This is a genomic window from Shimia sp. MIT1388 (genome assembly GCF_047124445.1).
GTDB lineage: Bacteria > Pseudomonadota > Alphaproteobacteria > Rhodobacterales > Rhodobacteraceae > Shimia.
The window spans coordinates 1,545,460-1,565,639 of record NZ_CP138921.1; the positions used below are offsets into that span (position 1 = coordinate 1,545,460).

19 protein-coding genes are annotated in these 20,180 nt (G+C 58.3%); 9 read left to right on the top strand and 10 right to left on the bottom strand.

Annotated features, from left to right (window positions below):
* Nucleotides 1–5 precede the first annotated feature (5 nt).
* From SIB92_RS07585 to cobF, 3 genes are read left to right on the top strand one after another with little or no spacing between them, the layout of a single operon-like run.
* On the top strand, nt 6–1,325 hold the full coding sequence (locus tag SIB92_RS07585) for a cobyrinate a,c-diamide synthase (protein ID WP_412555224.1): 1,320 nt from the start codon (nt 6–8) through the stop codon (nt 1,323–1,325).
* Nucleotides 1,322–2,044, top strand: a complete 723-nt coding sequence (cobA, locus tag SIB92_RS07590) for a uroporphyrinogen-III C-methyltransferase (protein WP_412555225.1) — start codon at nt 1,322–1,324, stop codon at nt 2,042–2,044. The genes SIB92_RS07585 and cobA overlap by 4 nt, the downstream gene beginning before the upstream one ends.
* Complete coding sequence (cobF, locus tag SIB92_RS07595; protein WP_412555226.1) at nt 2,041–2,796, top strand: precorrin-6A synthase (deacetylating); 756 nt, start codon at nt 2,041–2,043, stop codon at nt 2,794–2,796. The genes cobA and cobF overlap by 4 nt, the downstream gene beginning before the upstream one ends.
* Here the strand turns inward: cobF and SIB92_RS07600 are convergent.
* The 7 genes from SIB92_RS07600 to SIB92_RS07630 form a co-directional block, all read right to left on the bottom strand.
* Complete coding sequence (locus tag SIB92_RS07600; protein WP_412555227.1) at nt 2,793–3,938, bottom strand: iron-containing alcohol dehydrogenase; 1,146 nt, start codon at nt 3,936–3,938, stop codon at nt 2,793–2,795. The two genes, cobF and SIB92_RS07600, sit on opposite strands and share 4 nt — an antisense overlap.
* A 93-nt stretch (nt 3,939–4,031) precedes the next feature.
* Nucleotides 4,032–5,414 (bottom strand): aldehyde dehydrogenase family protein, encoded by a 1,383-nt coding sequence (locus tag SIB92_RS07605; RefSeq protein WP_412555228.1) that lies wholly within the window; start codon nt 5,412–5,414, stop codon nt 4,032–4,034.
* Nucleotides 5,415–5,504: 90 nt separating this feature from the next.
* Nucleotides 5,505–6,869: a glutamine synthetase family protein gene (locus SIB92_RS07610; RefSeq protein ID WP_294118408.1), complete on the bottom strand. Its 1,365-nt coding sequence runs from the start codon at nt 6,867–6,869 to the stop codon at nt 5,505–5,507.
* 101 nt (nt 6,870–6,970) lie between these two features.
* Nucleotides 6,971–8,005, bottom strand: a complete 1,035-nt coding sequence (locus SIB92_RS07615; protein WP_412555229.1) for a TRAP transporter substrate-binding protein — start codon at nt 8,003–8,005, stop codon at nt 6,971–6,973.
* Between the two features lie 53 nt (nt 8,006–8,058).
* Nucleotides 8,059–9,381 carry a TRAP transporter large permease gene (locus tag SIB92_RS07620; RefSeq protein WP_412555230.1) on the bottom strand — a complete coding sequence of 441 codons (1,323 nt, stop codon included), beginning with the start codon at nt 9,379–9,381 and terminating at the stop codon, nt 8,059–8,061.
* A complete protein-coding gene (locus SIB92_RS07625; RefSeq protein ID WP_412555231.1) occupies nt 9,381–9,977 on the bottom strand; it encodes a TRAP transporter small permease subunit in 597 nt (198 codons plus the stop codon). Before SIB92_RS07625 ends, SIB92_RS07620 begins: the two co-directional genes overlap by 1 nt.
* Nucleotides 9,977–10,732 (bottom strand): N-formylglutamate amidohydrolase, encoded by a 756-nt coding sequence (locus tag SIB92_RS07630; protein WP_412555232.1) that lies wholly within the window; start codon nt 10,730–10,732, stop codon nt 9,977–9,979. Before SIB92_RS07630 ends, SIB92_RS07625 begins: the two co-directional genes overlap by 1 nt.
* A gap of 146 nt (nt 10,733–10,878) precedes the next feature.
* Here SIB92_RS07630 and SIB92_RS07635 point away from each other — a divergent pair, with 146 nt between their 5' ends.
* Together SIB92_RS07635 and SIB92_RS07640 are read left to right on the top strand one after the other, a co-directional pair.
* Nucleotides 10,879–11,742 carry a MurR/RpiR family transcriptional regulator gene (locus tag SIB92_RS07635; protein WP_412555233.1) on the top strand — a complete coding sequence of 288 codons (864 nt, stop codon included), beginning with the start codon at nt 10,879–10,881 and terminating at the stop codon, nt 11,740–11,742.
* A 284-nt stretch (nt 11,743–12,026) separates the two neighbouring features.
* Entirely contained in the window at nt 12,027–13,100 is a 1,074-nt protein-coding gene (locus SIB92_RS07640) for a response regulator (protein WP_412555234.1), read from the top strand.
* 15 nt (nt 13,101–13,115) lie between these two features.
* On the opposite strand, the gene SIB92_RS07645 is transcribed toward SIB92_RS07640, so the two are convergent.
* A complete protein-coding gene (locus SIB92_RS07645) occupies nt 13,116–13,703 on the bottom strand; it encodes an acyl-homoserine-lactone synthase (RefSeq protein WP_412555235.1) in 588 nt (195 codons plus the stop codon).
* Between the two features lie 553 nt (nt 13,704–14,256).
* Between SIB92_RS07645 and SIB92_RS07650 the strand changes: the two genes are divergently transcribed.
* The 3 genes from SIB92_RS07650 to SIB92_RS07660 all read left to right on the top strand — a co-directional run bounded on the left by SIB92_RS07650 (nt 14,257) and on the right by SIB92_RS07660 (nt 16,571).
* Nucleotides 14,257–14,637 carry a hypothetical protein gene (locus SIB92_RS07650; RefSeq protein WP_294118400.1) on the top strand — a complete coding sequence of 127 codons (381 nt, stop codon included), beginning with the start codon at nt 14,257–14,259 and terminating at the stop codon, nt 14,635–14,637.
* A gap of 118 nt (nt 14,638–14,755) precedes the next feature.
* Nucleotides 14,756–16,213, top strand: coding sequence for a sensor histidine kinase (locus SIB92_RS07655; protein WP_412555236.1), 1,458 nt, complete (start codon nt 14,756–14,758; stop codon nt 16,211–16,213).
* A 19-nt stretch (nt 16,214–16,232) separates the two neighbouring features.
* Nucleotides 16,233–16,571: an Hpt domain-containing protein gene (locus tag SIB92_RS07660; protein ID WP_412555237.1), complete on the top strand. Its 339-nt coding sequence runs from the start codon at nt 16,233–16,235 to the stop codon at nt 16,569–16,571.
* Between the two features lie 6 nt (nt 16,572–16,577).
* On the opposite strand, the gene SIB92_RS07665 is transcribed toward SIB92_RS07660, so the two are convergent.
* Nucleotides 16,578–16,961, bottom strand: coding sequence for a response regulator (locus SIB92_RS07665; RefSeq protein WP_412555238.1), 384 nt, complete (start codon nt 16,959–16,961; stop codon nt 16,578–16,580).
* A 176-nt stretch (nt 16,962–17,137) separates the two neighbouring features.
* Here SIB92_RS07665 and SIB92_RS07670 point away from each other — a divergent pair, with 176 nt between their 5' ends.
* Nucleotides 17,138–17,902 carry an enoyl-CoA hydratase/isomerase family protein gene (locus SIB92_RS07670; RefSeq protein ID WP_412555239.1) on the top strand — a complete coding sequence of 255 codons (765 nt, stop codon included), beginning with the start codon at nt 17,138–17,140 and terminating at the stop codon, nt 17,900–17,902.
* A 35-nt stretch (nt 17,903–17,937) separates the two neighbouring features.
* Here SIB92_RS07670 and SIB92_RS07675 read toward each other — a convergent pair whose 3' ends face one another.
* Nucleotides 17,938–20,178 (bottom strand): xanthine dehydrogenase family protein molybdopterin-binding subunit, encoded by a 2,241-nt coding sequence (locus tag SIB92_RS07675; RefSeq protein ID WP_412555240.1) that lies wholly within the window; start codon nt 20,176–20,178, stop codon nt 17,938–17,940.
* Between the last annotated feature and the right edge of the window lie 2 nt (nt 20,179–20,180).

Here is a 20,180-nt window from a genome sequence, read left to right on the forward strand (position 1 = left end):
GAGAGATGACTGACATGACCATGCCTCCCGGTATCCTGATCTCCGCACCGTCCTCTGGCACCGGCAAAACCACGGTCATGCTTGGCCTGCTGCGCGCCTTGGCCGAGGACGGCCTCAAAGTGCAGCCTTTCAAATCCGGACCAGACTACATCGACCCGGCCTTCCACCACGCCGCTGCGCGCCGGCCAGCTTTCAACCTCGACACCTGGGCCATGCCGCCTGCGCTGGCTGGGGGCATCTCTGAGCAAGCCCAAGGTGCCGACATTGTGGTCGCCGAAGGCAGCATGGGCCTGTTTGACGGTGTCGCCACGCGTGGTGAAAACGGCTTTGGCAGCTCGGCGGAAACCGCGCTGATGATGGGCTGGCCCGTGGTCTTGGTGATCGACGTCGGGGGGCAAGCGCAATCCGCTGCGGCGACCGCGTTGGGGTTCAAAACCTACAACCCCGACCTGCCGTTTGCCGGCGTGATCCTCAACCGTTGCGCCTCCCCCCGCCACGAGCGCCTCGCCCGGCTTGGCATGGACAAAGCTGGCATGAACGTCCTTGGCGTGTTGCCCCGGCGCGGCGACCTGACCCTTCCGGAGCGCCACCTTGGCCTCATTCAAGCGGTGGAACATCCAGATCTCGAAGAGGCCATCACCGGTTACGCGTCTTTCCTGCGCGAACACGTCGACCTTGACGCGATAAAGGCCGCCGCCCGTGCGGGTGACGCCAAAACCGGCACCTTGCCCAAGCCCCCCGCACAGCGCATTGCCTTGGCGCGGGACGCGGCTTTCAGCTTCACTTATCCGCACTTGTTGACCGGGTGGCGCAACGCCGGTGCAGAAATTCTGCCCTTCTCCCCGCTAGCGAATGAAGCCCCCGATCCCAGCGCCGATCTGGTCTGGCTGCCCGGCGGCTACCCCGAATTGCATGCCGGCAAACTCGCTGCCAACCAGACCTATCTCAATGGTCTGCGCAAACACGCCGTAACCAAACCGGTACACGGCGAGTGCGGCGGCTACATGGCGCTAGGCACTGCGCTGATCGACAAAGACGGCACCCGCCACGAGATGGCGGGCCTACTCGGCCTTGTGACGTCTTACGAGAAACGCAAGTTCCACCTCGGCTATCGTCAAGCCACACTCAACGCCCCAATGCTGGGCTTTGACACCGGTGCGCGCCTACGCGGGCATGAGTTCCATTACACCACCATTCTGGAAGAACCGGATCAGCCGCTCGCTCAAGTAGGCGACGCGGATGGCAACCCTGTGCCGGAAACCGGCTCCATCAAAGGCCATGTCACCGGCACCTTCTTCCACCTGATCGCAGAGGCCACCTCATGAGCGGATTTGTCAGCTTCGTCAGCTCTGGTCCCGGCGACCCAGAGCTTTTGACCCTCAAAGCCGTCAACCGCCTGGGCAAGGCCGAAGCGGTTCTGTTTGACGACCTCTCCTCCGGTCCCATCCTGGAGCACGCCAACAAAGACGCCGATCTGGTGGGAGTGGGCAAACGCGCCGGACGCCCGTCACCAAAGCAGGACCATGTCAGCCAGCTTTTGGTGGACTACGCCAAGACCGGCGCCCATGTGGTCCGTTTGAAGTCGGGTGACAGCGGCATTTTTGGCCGTCTCGAAGAAGAGATCACCGCGCTCAAAGAGCATGGCATTGATTTCGAGATCATCCCCGGCGTGACCTCGGCCAGCGCGGCCGCTGCTGCCGCAGGCATCCCGCTCACTCGCCGCCTTGTGGCGCGGCGTGTGCAGTTTGTGACCGGTCATGATGTTGCTGGCGCCCTGCCCGGAGATCTGCACCTGCAATCGCTGACCGACCCCGGTGCCACCACCGTTTTGTTCATGCCCAAGCGCACTTTCCCGGAACTGGCCGAGAAGCTTTTCGCGTCCGGCCTGCGCCGCGACTGCCCGGCTCTCTTGGCGGAAAACGTGTCTCACCCGGATCAAACCCTGACCCGCACCACAATGGAAGCCTTGGCAGAGCAACTCAGCAAAGAGATCACCAAAGCCCCCGGCATCATCCTCTTTGGCGAGTTGGCGGAAAGCGCATGATCCAACTGTCTTTGGTCGGCATCGGCTCCGGCAACCCCGATCACCTGACGTTGCAAGCTATTAAGACGCTGGAAGGCGCCGACGTGATCCTGTTGCCCCGCAAAGGCGACGAGAAAACTGAACTGGCCGACCTGCGTCGGATGATCGCCAGCGAGTTGCTCTCCACATCGCCCACGATTGTTGAATTTGATTACCCCGTGCGCGACGCCAACACGCCGAAATACCTCGACGGTGTAAGCACCTGGCACGATGCCTTGGCCGCCATCTGGCAGGATCTGATTGCCACCCACGTACCAGACAACGGCAGTGTCGCTCTGATGGTCTGGGGCGACCCCTCGCTTTACGACAGCACCCTGCGGATTGCCGATCGCCTGATCGCGCGCGGTATTGACCTAAACGTACAGGTCATCCCCGGCATCACCTCACTTCAAATGCTGACGGCGGCCCATGCCATACCGCTCAACACACTCGGCGGCGCGGTGCAGATCACCACTGGCCGCAAACTGCGTGACGAAGGCTGGCCTGCCGACACACCCACGGTTGCTGTGATGCTGGACGGCGAATGCTCGTTCCAAAGCCTCGACCCAAGTGGTCTCCATATCTGGTGGGGTGGCTTTGTTGGCATGGATCAACAGATCCTAATCGAAGGCCCCCTGGCCGAGGTCTCCGCCCAAATCGTAAAGGCCCGCGCGGATGCACGGGCCTCTAACGGGTGGATTATGGATATCTACCTGCTGCGCAAAACGACTTAGATTGTCGCTTCAAACAGCGCAGTCAGGTTGGCTTCGGTCAACTCAACCGGGTTGCCGCCGCAAGACGGGTCAATCAGCGCGCCTTTAACCAGCTCAGGGATCGCATCCGTGGTCACGCCCAGCTCAGAGAGTTTGCGTGGGATGCCCATGCTGTCGTTGAAGCCCTGCACAAAGGCGCAGAAACCGTCAAAGCCGCCTTCGATGCCGAGATAGCCCGCCGCACGGTCAAACCGCTCAGCAATCACCGGCGCGTTCAGCTCCAGAACCGCTGGCATGCAGACCGCGTTGGTGGTGCCGTGGTGGGTGTTGAACATCGCGCCAACCGGGTGGCTCATTGCGTGGATTGCGCCCAAGCCCTTTTGGAAGGCGGTTGCCCCCATCATTGCGGCGCTCATCATCTCCGCACGGGCTTCGATGTCACGACCGTCGGCATAAGCGCGTGGCAGGTTTTCGACCACCAGCTTCATACCTTCCAGCGCAATGCCCTGGCTCATTGGATGATAGTGCGGGCTGGAGAAGGCTTCGACACAATGTGCAAAGGCATCCAGACCGGTGCCAGCAGTGATGAACTGTGGCATGCCCACAGTCAGCTCTGGGTCACAGATCACCACAGAGGGCAGCACCTTCGGGTGGAAGATGATCTTCTTCTCATGGGTGATGCTGTTGGTGATCACACTGGCGCGCCCCACTTCAGAGCCGGTACCTGCGGTGGTTGGCACAGCAACAATCGGCGCAATCGCGTCGGCGTCCGCACGGGTCCACCAATCGCCGATGTCTTCAAAGTCCCAGATCGGGCGGGTTTGGCCCGCCATAAAGGCCACCATTTTACCCAAGTCGAGGCCAGAGCCGCCACCAAAGGCAATCACGCCGTCATGACCACCCGCCTTATAAGCTTCCACACCGGCTGTCAGGTTCAGCTCATTTGGGTTTGGGTCAACTTCGGCAAACAAACCACGACCCAGCCCTGCAGCTTCCATCAGGTCCAGCGTAGCCACGGTGATTGGCAGGTTTGCAAGACCTTTGTCGGTCACCAGCAGCGGTTTTTTCATGCCAGCCTGGGCACAGGCTTCTGCCAATTCCCCAATGCGGCCAGCCCCAAAACGAATCGCGGTCGGATAAGACCAGTTTCCTGTGAGTGTCATTGTTCTTCCTCAAAATGTGGATGCCGGGACATTCTGTCTCCGGCACCCGGTTTACCCGTTCTCATAGCACTGACAGAGAACGGATCCCCATATTTACACAGTCACCTTTTTCAGGTGATAGCTCTTTGGTCGTGTCAGGTTCTGGTAGCCGATCACCGACAACCCACCGCCACGGCCGGTGTTTTTGCAGCCGGTCCAGCACAGACCCGGATCAAGGTAGTCGGCGCGGTTCATGAACACGGTGCCAGTCTCGATCTCGTTGCCCACGCGCTCAGCGCGCTCCACGTCTTTGGTCCACAGCGACGCTGTAAGGCCAAACTCGCTGTCATTCATCAGCGCGATGGCTTCCTCATCGGAGGACACCTTCATGATGCCAACAACCGGACCAAAGCTCTCATCGCGCATCACACGCATCTCATGCGTCACGTCGGTCAGGATTTGTGGCGTCAGATAGGCCCCGCCATCATCTTCGGCAAAAGTCTCGATATGCGCAGTTGCTCCTGCTTCCAGCGCCTCAGCAATCTGCGCGCGCACTTCATTGGCAAAGCGTACGTTGGCCATTGGGCCAATGGTCGTGTCTTCGTCCAGCGGATTGCCCAGCTTGTAGCCTTTCACAATCTCGACCGCCTTGGCGACAAACTCGTCATACAGGCTCTCATGCACGTAGATACGCTCAATGCCACAGCAGCACTGACCGGAGTTGAACATCGCGCCGTCGATCAGCGTGTCGACGGCCGCATCCAGATCAGCGTCTTCCATGACATAGCCCGGATCTTTGCCACCCAGCTCGGTGCCAACGCCGGTGAAGGTGCCTGCCGCCGCGCGCTCCATCGCCTGACCGCCACCCACCGAGCCGGTGAAGTTCACAAAATCAAACGCATTGCCCGCGATTAACTCATTGGTCACGTCGTGGCTCAGGAACACGTTCTGGAAGACGTCTTCCGGCACACCGGCAGAGTGGAATGCTTGCGCCATGCGCTCGCCAACGACCAGCGTTTGCGTCGCGTGTTTCAGCATCACCGTGTTGCCCGCAATCAGCGCAGGCGCAACAGTGTTAATGGCGGTCATGTAAGGGTAGTTCCAAGGCGCGACGACAAAGACCACCCCATGCGGAAGGCGCTTGATGTAACGTTTGAAGGTGGCGTCCTCGCCAACTTGAATATCCGCAAGGCTCTCCGCCGCGATGGATGCCATGTGGCTCGCGCGCTCGTTAAAGCCGCCAAACTCGCCGCCATAACGCACCGGACGGCCCATCATCTTGGCAATCTCAGGCACGATCTCTTCGTTCATTGCGCCAACAGCCGCGACACCGGCCATCACCAGATCCACGCGCTCCTGCAACGGCCGCGCCGCCCAAGCTTTCTGCGCCTCCTTTGCGCGTTTCGCGGCGGCAAAGGCCTCATCCGCGCTCAGCACAGGGCGTTCTGCAAAAACCGATCCGTCGATCGGAGAAATACACGTCAACATGCCGCTCATGGCAACACTCCATCCAGAGGGGGCACCTGCCCCGCTTTTCTTAGTTCACTAGTATGCCGGTGTAGCGAGAGGAGCCCCCTCGCGCCGGTCTTAGGCCCGCTCAAACCCGCGGGCAATTTCCCAATCGGTCACAACCGCCTCAAAGGCTTCCTGCTCCCATTCCGCCATGCGCACATAGTGGTCGACCACCGCATCGCCCATAGCCTCACGCAGCATCTTGGACCCACGTAGGGCCTCGGTTGCGTCTTTCAATGTGGTTGGGATCTGCGCGTTGCTGTTCTCATAGGCATCTCCGCTCAACGGCGCGCCCGGATCACATTTTTCCTCAATGCCCTTGATGCCTGCGGCCAACAGCGCGGCGATCGCCAGATAAGGGTTCATATCCGCGCCCGGCACGCGACATTCCACGCGCACCGCCTTGGTGCTGTCCCCGCAAAGACGGAAGGCCGCCGTGCGGTTGTCAACTGACCAGACCTTCGCCGTGGGCGCAAAGCTGCCCTTCTGGAAGCGTTTGTAGCTGTTCACATAGGGCGCGAGGAACACGGTGATATCATCGGCATACTTCAGCAAGCCGCCCAGGTAGTGGCGCGCCAGCTCGGACATGCCGAGATCCGCATCCGCGTCATAGAACGCAGGCACCCCGTCTTTGGTCCAGAGCGACTGGTGCACGTGGCTGGCGCTGCCCACTTTGTCGTGACGCCACTTGGGCAAGAACGACACCGCGTGGCCCTGCTGCCAGCCGATTTCCTTGGCGGCGTGTTTGGCAACGGTGTGGTTTTCTGCTGCATCCATCGCGCTGCCGTAGCGGATATTGAGCTCTTCCTGCCCGGTCTCGGCCTCGCCTTTGGAGCCTTCAATTGGAATACCAGACGCATAAAGACCGTTGCGCAGAGTGCGCATCACGCCTTCTTCTTTGGTGGTCTGCAGGATGTGGTAGTCTTCGTTATAAGCGCTGATCGGGGTCAGATCGCGGTAGCCGGATTTGCTCAGCTCTTCAAAGCTTTGCTCAAAGATAAAGAACTCCAGCTCGGTTGCGGATACGGCTTCAAAACCCATTTCCGCCAGCCGCGCCACCTGCTTCTTCAGCATACCGCGCGGGGAGTGTTCAATGTCGTGATGGCCGTGATGGTCCATCACGTCGCAAATCACCAGAGCAGTGCCTTCCAGCCAGGCCGCCTTACGCAGCGTGCTAAGGTCCGGCTTCATGATGTAGTCGCCATAGCCCGCAGACCAACTGGTGGAGGCGTAGCCTTCCACCGTGTGCATCTCCAGATCAGTCGCCAGCAGGTAGTTGCAGCAATGGGTCTCTTCCCAGGCGCTGTCGACAAAATGCTGCGCCACAAAACGCTTGCCCATCAGGCGGCCCTGCATGTCCACAATACAGGCCAGAACGGTGTCGATCTCGCCGCTGGCGCTCAGCGCGCCCAGTTCTTCTAGGGTCAGGTTGCCAGACATCTGATGCGCATTCCTTTGTATCGGGCCTTCGCGTGGCGTGTTTTGTCACCGAAGCCCCGGCACAACAACCGGGGCTTCGCAGTTCTCAAGACTAAGGGATCTTAGCCGTAACGGTATGGGCGGCCAGCCGCCTGCATGTCCGCGTTGTACTTCTTGAAGATTTCCACAACTTTCGCCTTGGTTGGGCTTTCGGCTGCGATCTCATCCCAGAACTTCACGGCTGCGGTTTCCACCTGTGCCCATTCATCATCCGGAATGGTGGTCAGCTGCATCTTGGTGCCGTTGACACGCAGGTTGGCTTCGCCACCCCAATACCACCACTGACGGTAGTAGTGCGACTGGTCACAGCAGACGCGGAACAGGGTCTGCAGATCTTCTGGCAACTCGTTCCAACGGCCCTGGTTGGCAAAGAAGCTGCCCGCCCATGCGCCGGAGATGTTATTGGTCAGGAAGTAGTTGGTCACGTCGGCCCAACCCACGGTGTAGTCTTCGGTGATGCCGGACCATGCGATACCGTCCAACTCGCCGGTCTGAACCGCCACCTCGATGTCTTCCCATGGCAGGGTCACTGGCACCACGCCGAACTGGCTCAGGAAGCGGCCCGCGGTTGGGAAGGTGAAGACGCGCTTGCCTTTGAGGTCGGCGAGCGAGTTGATTGGGTCTTTGGTGGCAAAGTGGCATGGGTCCCATGCACCGGCGCTGATGTGCTTCACACCCACTTTGGAATACTCTTCGTCCCAAATCTCGTTCAGGCCGTACTGGTTGAACAGCACAGGCACGTCGAGGCTGTAACGCGAACCAAACGGGAAGTAGCCGCCAAACACGGTCACTTCGGTTGGGGACGCCATGGAGTCATCGTCTGACTGCACTGCGTCGATGGTGCCGCGCTGCATCGCACGAAACAGCTCACCGGTCGGGACCAGCTGGTCGGCGTAGAACAGTTCGATCTGCATGCGGTCGCCTGCGATCTTGTTGAACATGTTGATCGCCGGATCGATCACGTGTGCTGCCAGCGACGGACCCGCATAGGTCTGCATACGCCATTTGATGGTGCCGGAAGCCAGCGCCGGGGTGGCCAGTGGTGCGGCCATCGCCCCAACACCAGCGGTCTGAAGAAACTTACGTCTTGTCGTCATCTCTTACTCTCCTTGTTGCGTTTCGGCCCCGTTTGCGGCGCTCTTTTCTGTTGTTATTTTCCGTAAACATAGTTCGGCAGCCACAGCGCGATCTGCGGGAAGATCATGACCAAAGCCAAGGCCAGGACCATCACCGCCACAAAGGGCACAATGCTGCGATAAATGTCGCGTAGGGTGACTTCTTTGGGCGCCATGGCCCGCATGAGAAACAGGTTGTAGCCGAAAGGCGGCGTCATATAGGCGATCTGTGTGGTGATCGTGTACAGCACGCCATACCAGATCAGATCAAAGCCCAGCACCTTCACCAGCGGCACATAGAGCGGCGCCACAATCACCAGCATCGCAGTGTCATCCAGGAAGGTGCCCATGATGATGAAGCTCAACTGCATCAGGATCAGGATCATCCATGGCTCCAGACCCAGCTGCTCGGTGAACAGGTTGTCGATGGCCTTGACCGCGCCCAAACCGTCAAACACCGCGCCAAAACCCAGCGCCGCCAGAATGATCCACATAAACATGCAGGAAATACCGAGCGTGCTGCGCACGGATTTCTCGAACACTTCGCGGGTCATACGGCCCTTCAGGACTGCCGCGACAAAAGCGGTGATCGCGCCAATTGCCGAGCTCTCCACCAGCGAGGTCCAGCCGTTCACAAAGGGGATCATCATAGTGGCGAAGATCACAATTGGCAGCAGGCCGGCGCGCAGCAGTTTCATCTTTTCGGCGCGGCTGATGTTACGCTCGGCTTCTGGCAGAGCGGGGCCAAGTTCCGGCTGAATGCGGCATCGGATCACCACATACAGGATGAACATCGCCGCCATCATCAGGCCCGGGAACACCCCGGCGAGCCACAGCTGCCCAACCGGCTGGCGCGCGATCATGGCGTAGAGCACCAGAACCACAGAGGGCGGCACTAGAATACCCAAGCTTGAGCCAGCCTGAATAACCCCGGTGACCATGCGTTTGTCATAGCCTCGCTTCAGCAGTTCCGGCAGCGCGATAGTGGCGCCAATTGCCATACCCGCCACGCTCAAACCGTTCATCGCGGACACCAGAACCATCAGCAGAATGGTGCCAATGGCCAGCCCGCCTCTGACGGGCCCCATCCAGACGTGGAACATCTTGTAGAGATCGTCGGCAATCTTGGACTCGCTGAGCACGTAGCCCATGAAGATGAACATCGGCAGCGTCAGCAGCGGATACCATTTCATCAGTTTCATCGCGGCAGAGAAGCCAATATCGGAGCCTCCCGTGCCCCAAAGCAATACCGCTGCCAGCACGCCGACAAAGCCAATTGCGCCAAAGACACGCTGCCCGGTCATGAGCATCAGCATCATGGTCGAGAACATCAGAATGGCGATCATTTCGTAAGACATTAGTAGTCCACCCCACGAATGCGCGCGATGTCTTTCATGAGCTCAGAAATCGCCTGCAAGAGCATAAGAATAAAGCCAAAAAGCATGATCAGCTTAATTGGCCAGAGAACCGGGCGCCAGGCCGTCGGGCTGCGCTCGATGTATCCGATGATTTCACTGGCAGCCTCTTTGCCGCCGGTGATGTAGGCCACAACCAGGTCCTTGTAGAAGGTGTATGGCTCAACCCCGAAGTGCCCCAGTGAGTAGGCGCTGGAGCCAACCGCCCCGTGGATCAGGATCACCAGATAGAATCCTAGGAAGAACACGGTCATGGCGTCGACAATCGCACGTTGGCGTAGCGTCCACTCGCCATAGAACAAGTCCATCCGCACGTTGGAGCCCATCTGTACCGCGTAAGGCCCGCCAAGGATGTAGTAGGCCACCATGGCAAATTGCGCCATTTCCAGCGTCCACATCGACGGTGTCATGAAGGTCTTGGAAAACGACGACCACAGCAGGATCGCCATCATGACAAAGATGCCATACATGACAAACCGGCCAATCTTGCGGTTAAACCAGTCGACGCCGTGGATGTAGTAGCGAATGAGCTTGGGCATCAGCTGATCTCCCCCGCAGCGCGCAGCTCTGCCATGCCTTGGGCAATGGCGGCTTCCAGCGCGTCGGTAATCTCTGCCGCTTTGGCGTCGTCCGCCAACAGGTCATTGCGCACCTCAAGCATCACATTAGGCAGCTTATTGGGCAGCGCGTAGGCCTTGAGCGAGTGCGTGACGCCATGCTCAGGACCATAGGGGTCATTGCGCAGCGTTACAAAAGGGCCGTCCGCCATGGAATTCAGCATGCTGTCGGCCAACCGTGTGTCGCGATCATGCAAAATGCCAATCTCCACCGCACGTTGCTTGCCGTGATACACTGGCGTGAAGCTGTGGACCGTGACAATTGCCTTCGGATGCACCACCTCGATCACCTGCTCCACCGCCTCTTTGAACGGTTGGTAGATCTGGGTCACCCGCGCCCGGCGCTCTGCTTCGGACAGATCCACGTTGCCGGGAATCTCAAAAATCTCGCTTTTGGCTGGCACCGCATCCTTGGCTTCCGGCGGGCGATTGCAGTCATACAGCAGCCGCGAAACGCCGCCGGCCACCAGCGTGCAATCAAACCGCGTGGCCAGCTCGCGGGTCAGCGTGAGCGCGCCGGGATCCCAAGCCACATGGCTGCGGCGCACCGCGTCATCAAGGCCAAGGTCCCCAAAAGCGTCGGGGAAATGGCAGGAGGCATGTTCGCACACAAACAGAATATCACAGGGCGCCACCGCGCCCTCGATCATCACTGCCTCTGAATCGTCTAGAGTCATGTTGGTCCTGTCGTGCCAATTCGCATTTGTGAACAAACTTCTTCAGAGTCACCCATCCTGTCAATAATTATTCTGAAAATTTTTCTTCTCAGGTCGAAGCTTTGAAACTATGCTTACATTTGTAGCAGTTAGTAAGTGGACATCCCGTGGCCGACACCGCTCAGGAAACGATAAACAAGATTTATGACAGTTTGACCCGCGCCGAGCGCCAGCTCGCCGGGGTGATTTTGGAGAACTACCCGATGTCGGGCATGGGCTCGATCACGCGCCTGGCGGAGAAAGCGTCGGTCTCCACCCCCACTGTGGCCCGCATGGTGCAAAAGCTTGGCTACTCAGGCTTCCCGGAGTTTCAGGACGCCCTGCGCCAAGAGGTAGAAGCCCGCTTCTCTAACCCAATCGCGAAACATGAAAGCTGGGCCCAAAGCGCCCCGGAGGCCCATATTCTCAACCGCTTCACCGATGCGGTTATGAGCAACATTCGCCAAACCCTGGCCAACATCGATCCGGCCCAATTTGATGCATTGACCGCCCTACTCGCGGACGAAAAGCGCGCGCTTTACATCACCGGTGGCCGCATCACCCATGCGTTAAGTGAGTATCTGCATCTGCACATGCAGGTCATCCGCGCCCGGGTGCGCCATATCCGTTCTACCTCCAATGCCTGGCCACATGATTTGCTGGACATCTCCGAGGGCGACGTGGTGATGATCTACGACATTCGACGGTATGAAAACTCCACTTTGCGGCTGGCCGAAATTGCCAAAGAGCGCGGCGCAAAAATCGCTCTGATCACCGATCAATGGCAAAGCCCGATCAGCCAATACGCCGATGTGTCCCTGAAATGTCGCATCGAAGCCCCGTCTGCCTGGGACTCAACCGTGTCAATGATGCTGCTGTCGGAAACCTTGATCGCCGCCGTTCAAGAAGCTCGCTGGGATCAGACGGAGTCCCGCATGCATGCGCTGGAAGACATGTTTGACCAGACAAAAATCTTCCGGAAGTTTGTCTAACTCAGACTAACGCGAGGCACAAAACCGCCCCTCGCCCCTGAGTTGAAGGTGACGCACCTGCGCCGAAATCCCGCCGCATTTCCAAGACCCTGGCCCATTTCCCCCATAAAAAGCTGGGTTAATAAATTCCTAAATTTTCCCCCTTGGGCACCATTCCCGCCCCTTTCTGACCGCATTCTCCCAACATACTCACTTCCATAGGACCGATGAGAACGTCGGCAGTAGTGAGTGACACAGTTAGGTAGGTACAAAGCACAGGCACAGCGCCAGAAAGGGCTGGGACTATGAAAATTTTGGCCGTTGATGACGACGAACACATCTGCGAACTGCTGTCAGAGGCTGTCGCTGCCAAAACCGATCATAACATTGTCACCGTAACCTCCGGCCCGGACGCCATTCGCGCCATTGCGAAAGCCAAAGTGCCGTTTGACTGCTTTCTGCTGGATATTCAGATGCCAATCATGGACGGCATCACGCTGGCAAAAAAGATCCGCAAAATCAAAGCATACACGCGCACGCCCATTCTGATGCTGACGGCAATGTCGCAAAAGAAATACATCGATGCGGCCTTTGAAGCGGGCGCCACGGACTACGTCACAAAACCGTTCGACTTCCTGGAACTCTTCACACGGATCACCATCGCCGAGCGTCAAGTTTCCGAGCAACAGGAACTCACCGCCAGTGTCTCGGAGATGGCCGCCCTGAAGAAAGACCTGATTTTCAACACCGCTCACAGCCTGAGTGAACCGATTGAAATCACCGGCGTCACTCAGCTTGTCGGCTGCATGGCGTTTGAGAAACACGTGCTGGACATGCCGCGCCGCCAACGCATGCGCACTCAGGCCTTTGCTGTGAAAATCAACACCGTGGCAAGCGCCTATACCTCCCTGTCAGCAGTGGCGTTTCGCCAACTCCTGACCGACATAGGCAGCGAGCTGTTGTCCGTCCTGGCCAACAACGACGCTCAAGTGACCTACAAGGGGAACGGTGTGTTTGTCGGCACCCTACCCCGCAGTGCCGGATATTCCAGCGCGCGCCTGGAAGCAGAACTCAACAGCCGCCTCGAATATGTCCCATCGACGCAAATCGACGGGCTCCAAAACGATGTGTGCTTTGGCGACGCCATCAAGCTGCGCACCCTGACCCGCGGCGGCGCATTGGACGCACTGCAAAAGGCCGCGGAAAGCGTAATGGAACGCACTCCGGGCACGCCCGCAGCGGACTTGCGCAAAACTGTACGCCTGCACCCCGCGTGTGGCTTTCAAACGGAGATGGAGCGCCGCGCTTACGAATCCTTGCTGCACGACGCCTTAAAAGATGACGGCCAGGCTCCCAAAGTCGCGACAGCGTTTGGCTAACCGCGACAAGGGGTTTTAGTGGTGGGTATGGGACAGATCCATACGGGCCACCTGCACCGGCGCACCATCCACCAACATCACCGGTCCCGCAGGCTCTGCAATCAGACCCAAACGGCGTATCCAGCGCGGCCAGATCGCAGGCACCAGACCAAGCACTTGTTTGGCGCCCATCTCTCTTGCCGTCTCGATCAGCTTTTCCATCAACTGCGTCTGCACTTCAGTGCGATCCTCCGCGGGCACATCCCGGGCCACAAACACACGGCTTGCATCCAGAATATACGGATCGATCGGCGCCTCATCATACAGCAGGTTGGTTGGAATGGACTCCAACATGCCCTTCTGGGCATCTCGAATCATATATGAATACATGCCGCAGCGCGCGGTTGTCGGCGTCAGCCGCACCCCGGCCAGCACCCGCTCGCCTTCATGTACTGCAATCCAGCTTGACGCCGGCGTGTCGTATTGGTCGTACTCCATGCCTGCCACTTCGGGCAGGTCCCAGTTGTTCTGCACAATAAAGGACTGCTTTCGCGCCCTCAGCAGATTGACCATCAATTCGCCATGCTTGTGCATGTTCTCGAATGACAGGGTAGTCGTCAGCATTTCCCCAATTTCTCCGGATACTCATTGCCCCAGGTACCAAATGAACTCACTCACACAGTGACACGGCCATTCTGGCGCGCGCCGGATACACAACAAAACACTCGTCACCACACACAAAACACACAGGAGATCACGGCCACCTGCCCCTTCAGCAGGCTCCCACAAACCGTTCACACATCAACCGGAAAACCCTTACTCGGACCCCCAGCGCCTCTCCCCGACACAACCTAGCCGCGCAACAGCTCTTGGGTCCAAATTCACTTTCAAATCGATTGAGACACAATTTTTAGCCAAACACTACACAAAATGTTCAACTTTAAAATTTTGTCGATTGTTTCTGCTCCTAGAACACAGTTTTCACATTTTTATATGAATGTTATGCAAAAAATTTACTCTCTATCAACCAATTAAGGCGAAACCTTTATTAACGGCGGGAGTCGTTAACGAATGGCTTCGTGAAAATTCCCAGCCTCAAACACCAAAATGCCACCTTGTGCCGCCAAAGCTGCAGAGAACAGTCACGCGCCACGTTAAGAGGATCACAGGGAAAGAGATGCAGCCATACTTCCTCAACTTTCACGTTAAAGGTGAAATCGCCCATACGTTGCTTTTGTCCGATCCGGAACCAAAGCTGTTGGTTGATATATCCGCCACAGCTGCAACCGAGGCCGAAGCCCCGGGCTTTCGCTATCCCAAACGCGTCTGCTTCACCGTGACCGACCAAGACCTGATTGCACGCTTTCGCGACACCGTTGCACCGGGCGATGTGATCGAGGCAACCGGCACCTTTGATCAGTCCGGCTACGTGCCACACAATCGCGGCCACATCGACACGACGTTCGAGCTGCTGGACTTTGTCCGAACCGAAGCGGTTGGCAAGCTTGAGCATGACGGCCGCGTGTTTCAGCCTGACACAAACGCCCGCCCCAGCTAGGAAATCCCCTTTCTGGCCGAACGCGGACCATCTTTGAGCCACATTCTGCTGCTCTTTTGATGGCAACCGCGCCAAGCTGCCACTTGGCGACCAACCGATCACTACCGGATGTCGCAGAATGCACATTGAACACTCGAACCGCTCCCGGTTAGACACGCCGATACTGCGTCGTATCGCCCGTCGTCTCCGGGTGATGTTCCCTCGCCGCCAACCACCGGTCGAGCACTCCCGCCGCCTCAAGAAACAAATGCACGATTTTGCCAGTGGCGGCGCCGCGCTGTTCTGGCAGCGTCAGGGCATCTACGCCGGGGCAGGCTTTCTTTGCGGTTTCTACTTCTCCTGGCCTCTAGCAGCGATGTGCTACCTGCTAATCCAGGTGGGCGACATTTTTGACGGCATTGTCTGCCACAAAGTGGTCCACCGCACAGACCACTCGTTGCGCCACAGCCACAGGCTGTTGAAGCTGCTCTTTGCTTCAAACGCCATATCTGCCATTTCAATTGCAACCTTCACGCTTCTACTGGCCCGATTGGAAGGACCTGGCGAGCATTTCACCTCGCTGTTTTTCCTGTTTGCTGCTGGCCTCTTTGCGGCTGTAAACAATCATCAACTTAAACAAGTTCTCGCCCTGCGCCTGGTCATCTATGGCGTGCTGTTTATCTTTATCCCAGCCTCTGACATCCTCTCGCAGGGCGCACACTTCACGTCCAAACTCTGGCTGCACTTCGCAACCTCACTGTTTGTGCTCTATTTTGTATTGGAATGCTCCACCATCTTCCTGCGCATGTACCAACGCACCCTGGACCAGATGGACGAACTGCGCTCCGAACGTGACAAGGCGCGAGAAAGCTATGAGATCAAATCCCAGTTTGTCTCGGTTGTCAGCCATGAACTGCGCACCCCGCTGACTTCCATCACCGGTTCGCTCACTTTGATGCGGGAAACCAACTTGTCCAAAGATCCGGAGAAAGCGGACCGGATGCTCGACATTGCCCATAAGAACAGCAAGCGCCTGAGCAAACTGATCAACGACCTGCTCGACATTCAAAAAATGGAAGCGCGCAAGATGGTCTATCACTTTGCGCCAGTGGATCTTGGCGAGTTGCTCAACGACGCAGCCCAATCCATAACCCCCTATGCGGATCAATATGAGATTGTGGTGCGCACCGCGCCCCCACCCTTCCCGCTGACCATCCGCGCCGACCATGAGCGCATGATGCAGGTGCTCGACAACCTGCTGTCCAACGCGGTGAAATTCTCTCACGAAGGCGGCTATGTCGAACTCAGCGCACGCCTTGTGGATGGCTGCGCCATGCTCGAAGTCCGCGACTACGGCGTTGGCATCCCCGAAGGTGAGCGCAACCAGATCTTTGGCAAATTCACCCAGGTCGACAACTCCGACTGCCGCAATTTTGACGGCTCTGGCCTCGGCCTCTCCATTGCGCGTCAAATCATCGAGGACCACGGTGCCTCCATCGACTTTGACAGCACATTGGGCGAAGGCACACGCTTTTATGCCGTGTTCCCGCTCTGTGACACAGAAGACAACATCAGCATCGAACTGCCGCAAATGTAAGCCCCAGAAAGAGCACGCCATGTTTCCAGACGACCATCAGGACAAGTTTGACCGCCTCCGCCGCCACTTCATGTCCGGCTTGCCGCAACGTGAGGCGGAGATTGAAGAGTATACCGCCACGCTTCTGGAACACGGCGCCGACCGTCCCGCGCTGGAAGGGCTACATCTTGCCGCCCACAAACTGGCGGGAATCTGCGCCACCTACGGCCTGCACCGCTTGGGCCAACTGGCGGAAAAAGCTGAGGCCCTGCTGGAGCGCAGCCAGTCTCAAGATCCCTGTGACACAGAAATGGAAGACATTCTGGTCGCCACAGACCTGCTCACCGAAGAGCTTAGCTGTGTGATCGAAACCGCCTAATCAGGCTTACTCCGCATTGGCTACAATGGCCCGAAGTTGATCCGGCAACGCCACCGGATCAAACGGTTTCTGGATCGCCCCCGCGGCGTTTTCCCGAATGTCAGAATGGTGTTTGGAGGTGACGTCCTTGGACGTCATAAAAATCACTGGCACATCGGCCAGTTCATCGTGACGGCGCAGCTTGGCCAAAGTCTCCAAACCGCTCAACCCCGGCATCATCACATCAAGCAACAACAGGTCCGGCGCAAACTTAGCCGCCTTCTTGACTGCGTCCATGCCATTGGCGCATTGCATCACCTCAAAGCCGCCAAATTCAGCCAGCGCCAAATAGGTGATCTCACGAATGTCTGCATCATCTTCGACATGCAGGATCTTTCGGATTTCTGCCATTTTCTTTTCACCTCAACCCCTTACGCCGCGACACTAGCGTCAGAAAGATGCGAAGGGAAGACTGCCGTCTCCACGTTTACCAACCGAGTTACGTCGCGTGTCATTTCCCCTAAGTCCACTTGAGCCCACCACCGCACCCTTTACAATCGCGCCACACACTTTGCCGAGGAGCCGCCATGTCAGACCAACCTCTATTGTCAGAACGCATCGACAACGCGCTGGTGCTGACGCTCAATGATCCAGCACGCCTAAACCCGATCCGCGTGGCCACCCGTGAAGCGATTTCCAATGCTCTGGAACAGGCAGAAGAGGACACCTCCATTCGCGCGATCATTCTCACCGGCGCAGGCGGCAATTTCTCATCCGGCGGTGACATTGCTGCCATGGATGCGCCAGCACGGCTCAAGCGCATCAACTTTGAACACGTCAAACACATGGTAAATCAGATCACCGGCGGCTCGGTCCCGGTGATCGCGGCTGTCGAAGGCTGGGCTGCTGGCGCGGGTCTGGCTGTCGCGATGTTGTGTGACACGGTCATTGCAGGCCACTCTGCGCGGTTTATGGCCGCCTTTCCCAAAATCGGTCTGATGCCGGACTACGGCCTGCTGGCCTCCCTGCCCGCTCGCGTTGGCCAGGCCCGGGCCCGTCAGATCATGCTCTACGCCAAACCTGTCAGCGCAGAACGAGCCGAAAGCATCGGCATGGTGGACGAGTTGGTTGAAGATGGCAAAGCACTCGAAACCGCGCTGGAGCTGGCCAAACACGTCGAAACACTGGGGCCAGAGGCCCTGCGCGCCATCAAGGCGTTTGACAGTGGCCGCATGGATCGTGCGATCGACTATGAGCGCGACCTGCAACCACTTTTGTTAGGCAGCGATAACGCCAAAGAAGGCCGCACCGCATTCTTTGAGAAACGCCCGCCGAACTTCAAACCCAGCTGAGCAAAAGGCCCGCCAACTTGGCGGGCCTTTCTGATTCAGGCGAAGTCTATGTGGTGGTAGAGCGGCAACTCGCGAATGCGTTGCCCTGTGGCCGCAAAAATCGCATTGGCCAAGGCTGGTGCAGCCGGTGGAACCGGCGGTTCACCAATGCCGCGCACCTTATCGCCATTCTCCAAGCCACGCACCATGATCTCCGGACATTGCTTCAGGCGCATGCCTTCCGCATCCCAATAGTTGGCTTGCTCCGCCATCCCGTCAGAATAGGTGATCTCGCTGTTCATCGCGTGGCCGAGCGCAAAGATGACACCACCTTGAACAAGGTTTTCAAAGTTCACCGGATCAATCACCGTGCCGACATCGGCTGCGACCCAAACCTTGTCGATGGTGATGCCGTCCTCGGTATCGGTGACCTCAATCACCTCCGCCGTTGGCACGCCAAAGCTCTCCACAAAGGCGACACCACGCCCTTTGTTCGGCCCCAATGGGCTGCCCCAGTTGGACATTTCGCCAACTGCTTCAAGCACCTTGCGGCTCACGTCGTGCTGCATCAGCCGTATACGTTCTTCTAACGGGTCTGCGCCTGCCTCATGGATCAACTCATCGAGCAGGCTGTCAAAGAAGAACCCACCGGCAGAAGCCCCAACGGACCGCCAGCTTGACACAGGCGCCAGCTCCGGCACGCGGTAAGCCCGCATGCGGAAGTTCTCCAATCCATAAGGGTTGTTCCAAGCCCCCGCCGCGATCTGCATGTCGGGTCCCGGCACAGTCAGGCCTGCACGACCCATTTGCGAACCCACCACCGACGGCATTGCCACCTGCAAGTCCATCGTCGTCACTTTGCCGTCTTTCACCGCACCACTGCCACGGGCCATGCCAATATGACGCGGGAAGTCATGCGCAAAGTCCTCTTCGCGACTGTAAGTCAGCTTCACCGGCGTGCCGCGCATCTGGTTGGCAATCTCTGCCGCCAGCTCCACGTGTTTGAACTCCAACCGGTGCCCAAAACTGCCACCCATGAAGTGGTTCACCAGCTCAATCTGTTCGGACTTATGCCCCGTGACCTTCGCCACCTGATCCTGCAACATGCGCGGGATCTGATGCCCGGTCCACACCGTGACCTTGTCATCCTCAACCAGCACCGTGGCGTTGAGCGGCTCCAGCGGCGCATGCGCCACATAGGGCACACGGTACGCGGCCTCCACTGCCTTGCCCCCAGCCAGGGCGGCGGTCACATCCCCTTCGTTGCGCCACTCTTTGTCCAATTGCTCTTCAGTAAAAGACTCTTCGATCGCGGCCCAATGCCCGTCTTGCTCTGCCGGATACGGCGCCGCGCCCCAGTCAAAGTCAATCGCCTGCACCGCCTGAATAGCCCGCCAAGTATTGTCGGCCACCACTGCGACACCGCCGGTGACCTCAACAACCTTTTGCACACCACGCATGCTTTCCGCAGCGCTGGCGTCGTAGCCGTTCAGCGCCCCGCCTTGACGCGGGTTGCACATTACTGCCGCATGCACCATGCCGTCGACCTCAAGGTCGATGCCATAGTCCAACGTGCCGGTGGATTTCGCCACCATATCCAGCCGTTGCATCGGCTTGCCAATCAACCGCCATTCTGATGGCTTGCGCAGCGCGATCTCGGTGACAGGTTCCACCTTCGCCGCCTCACCAGCCAAGGCCGTATAGGCCAGCTCTGTGCCATCCGGCAGCTGCACCGCCCCATTTGCGGTTTTTAATTGCGCCACCGGCACGCCGCTCAAATTAGACGCTGCCAACTTCAGAGTTTCCCGTGCCACGGCACCCGCCTCACGCAACTTCTCATAGCTGTCCGGCATTGCCGTGGAGCCGCCAGTGATCTGCATGCCCAACAGCTTGATCATACCGCCCATAAAGCTGCGGGTGGCTTCGGCTGTGAAACTCTCATCTGTCGCCATAAACGGCGCACCATCACCCGCCAGGGCGCGGTTCCAATAGGCTTTGTCAGGTTTGCCAAAGTCGATCTCGAATTGACCAAACTCCACGTCCAGCTCTTCTGCGATCAGTGCGGCCTGCGCATGCGCCACGCCCTGCCCTTTGTCGCCATGCGGCGTGATCAGAGTGATTTTCTCACCATCAATCACCACCCAGGGATTAAACGTGGACGCCCCATCAGCCAGCCCATCTTTGAGCGGGTTTTCATACGGCGTGCGCACTTTGTAGACACCAAAAGCCACGCCACCGGCCACCGCCACAGCGCCAAACAGGAACGTGCGGCGCGCAATTTTCCCAACCTTGCCCATAC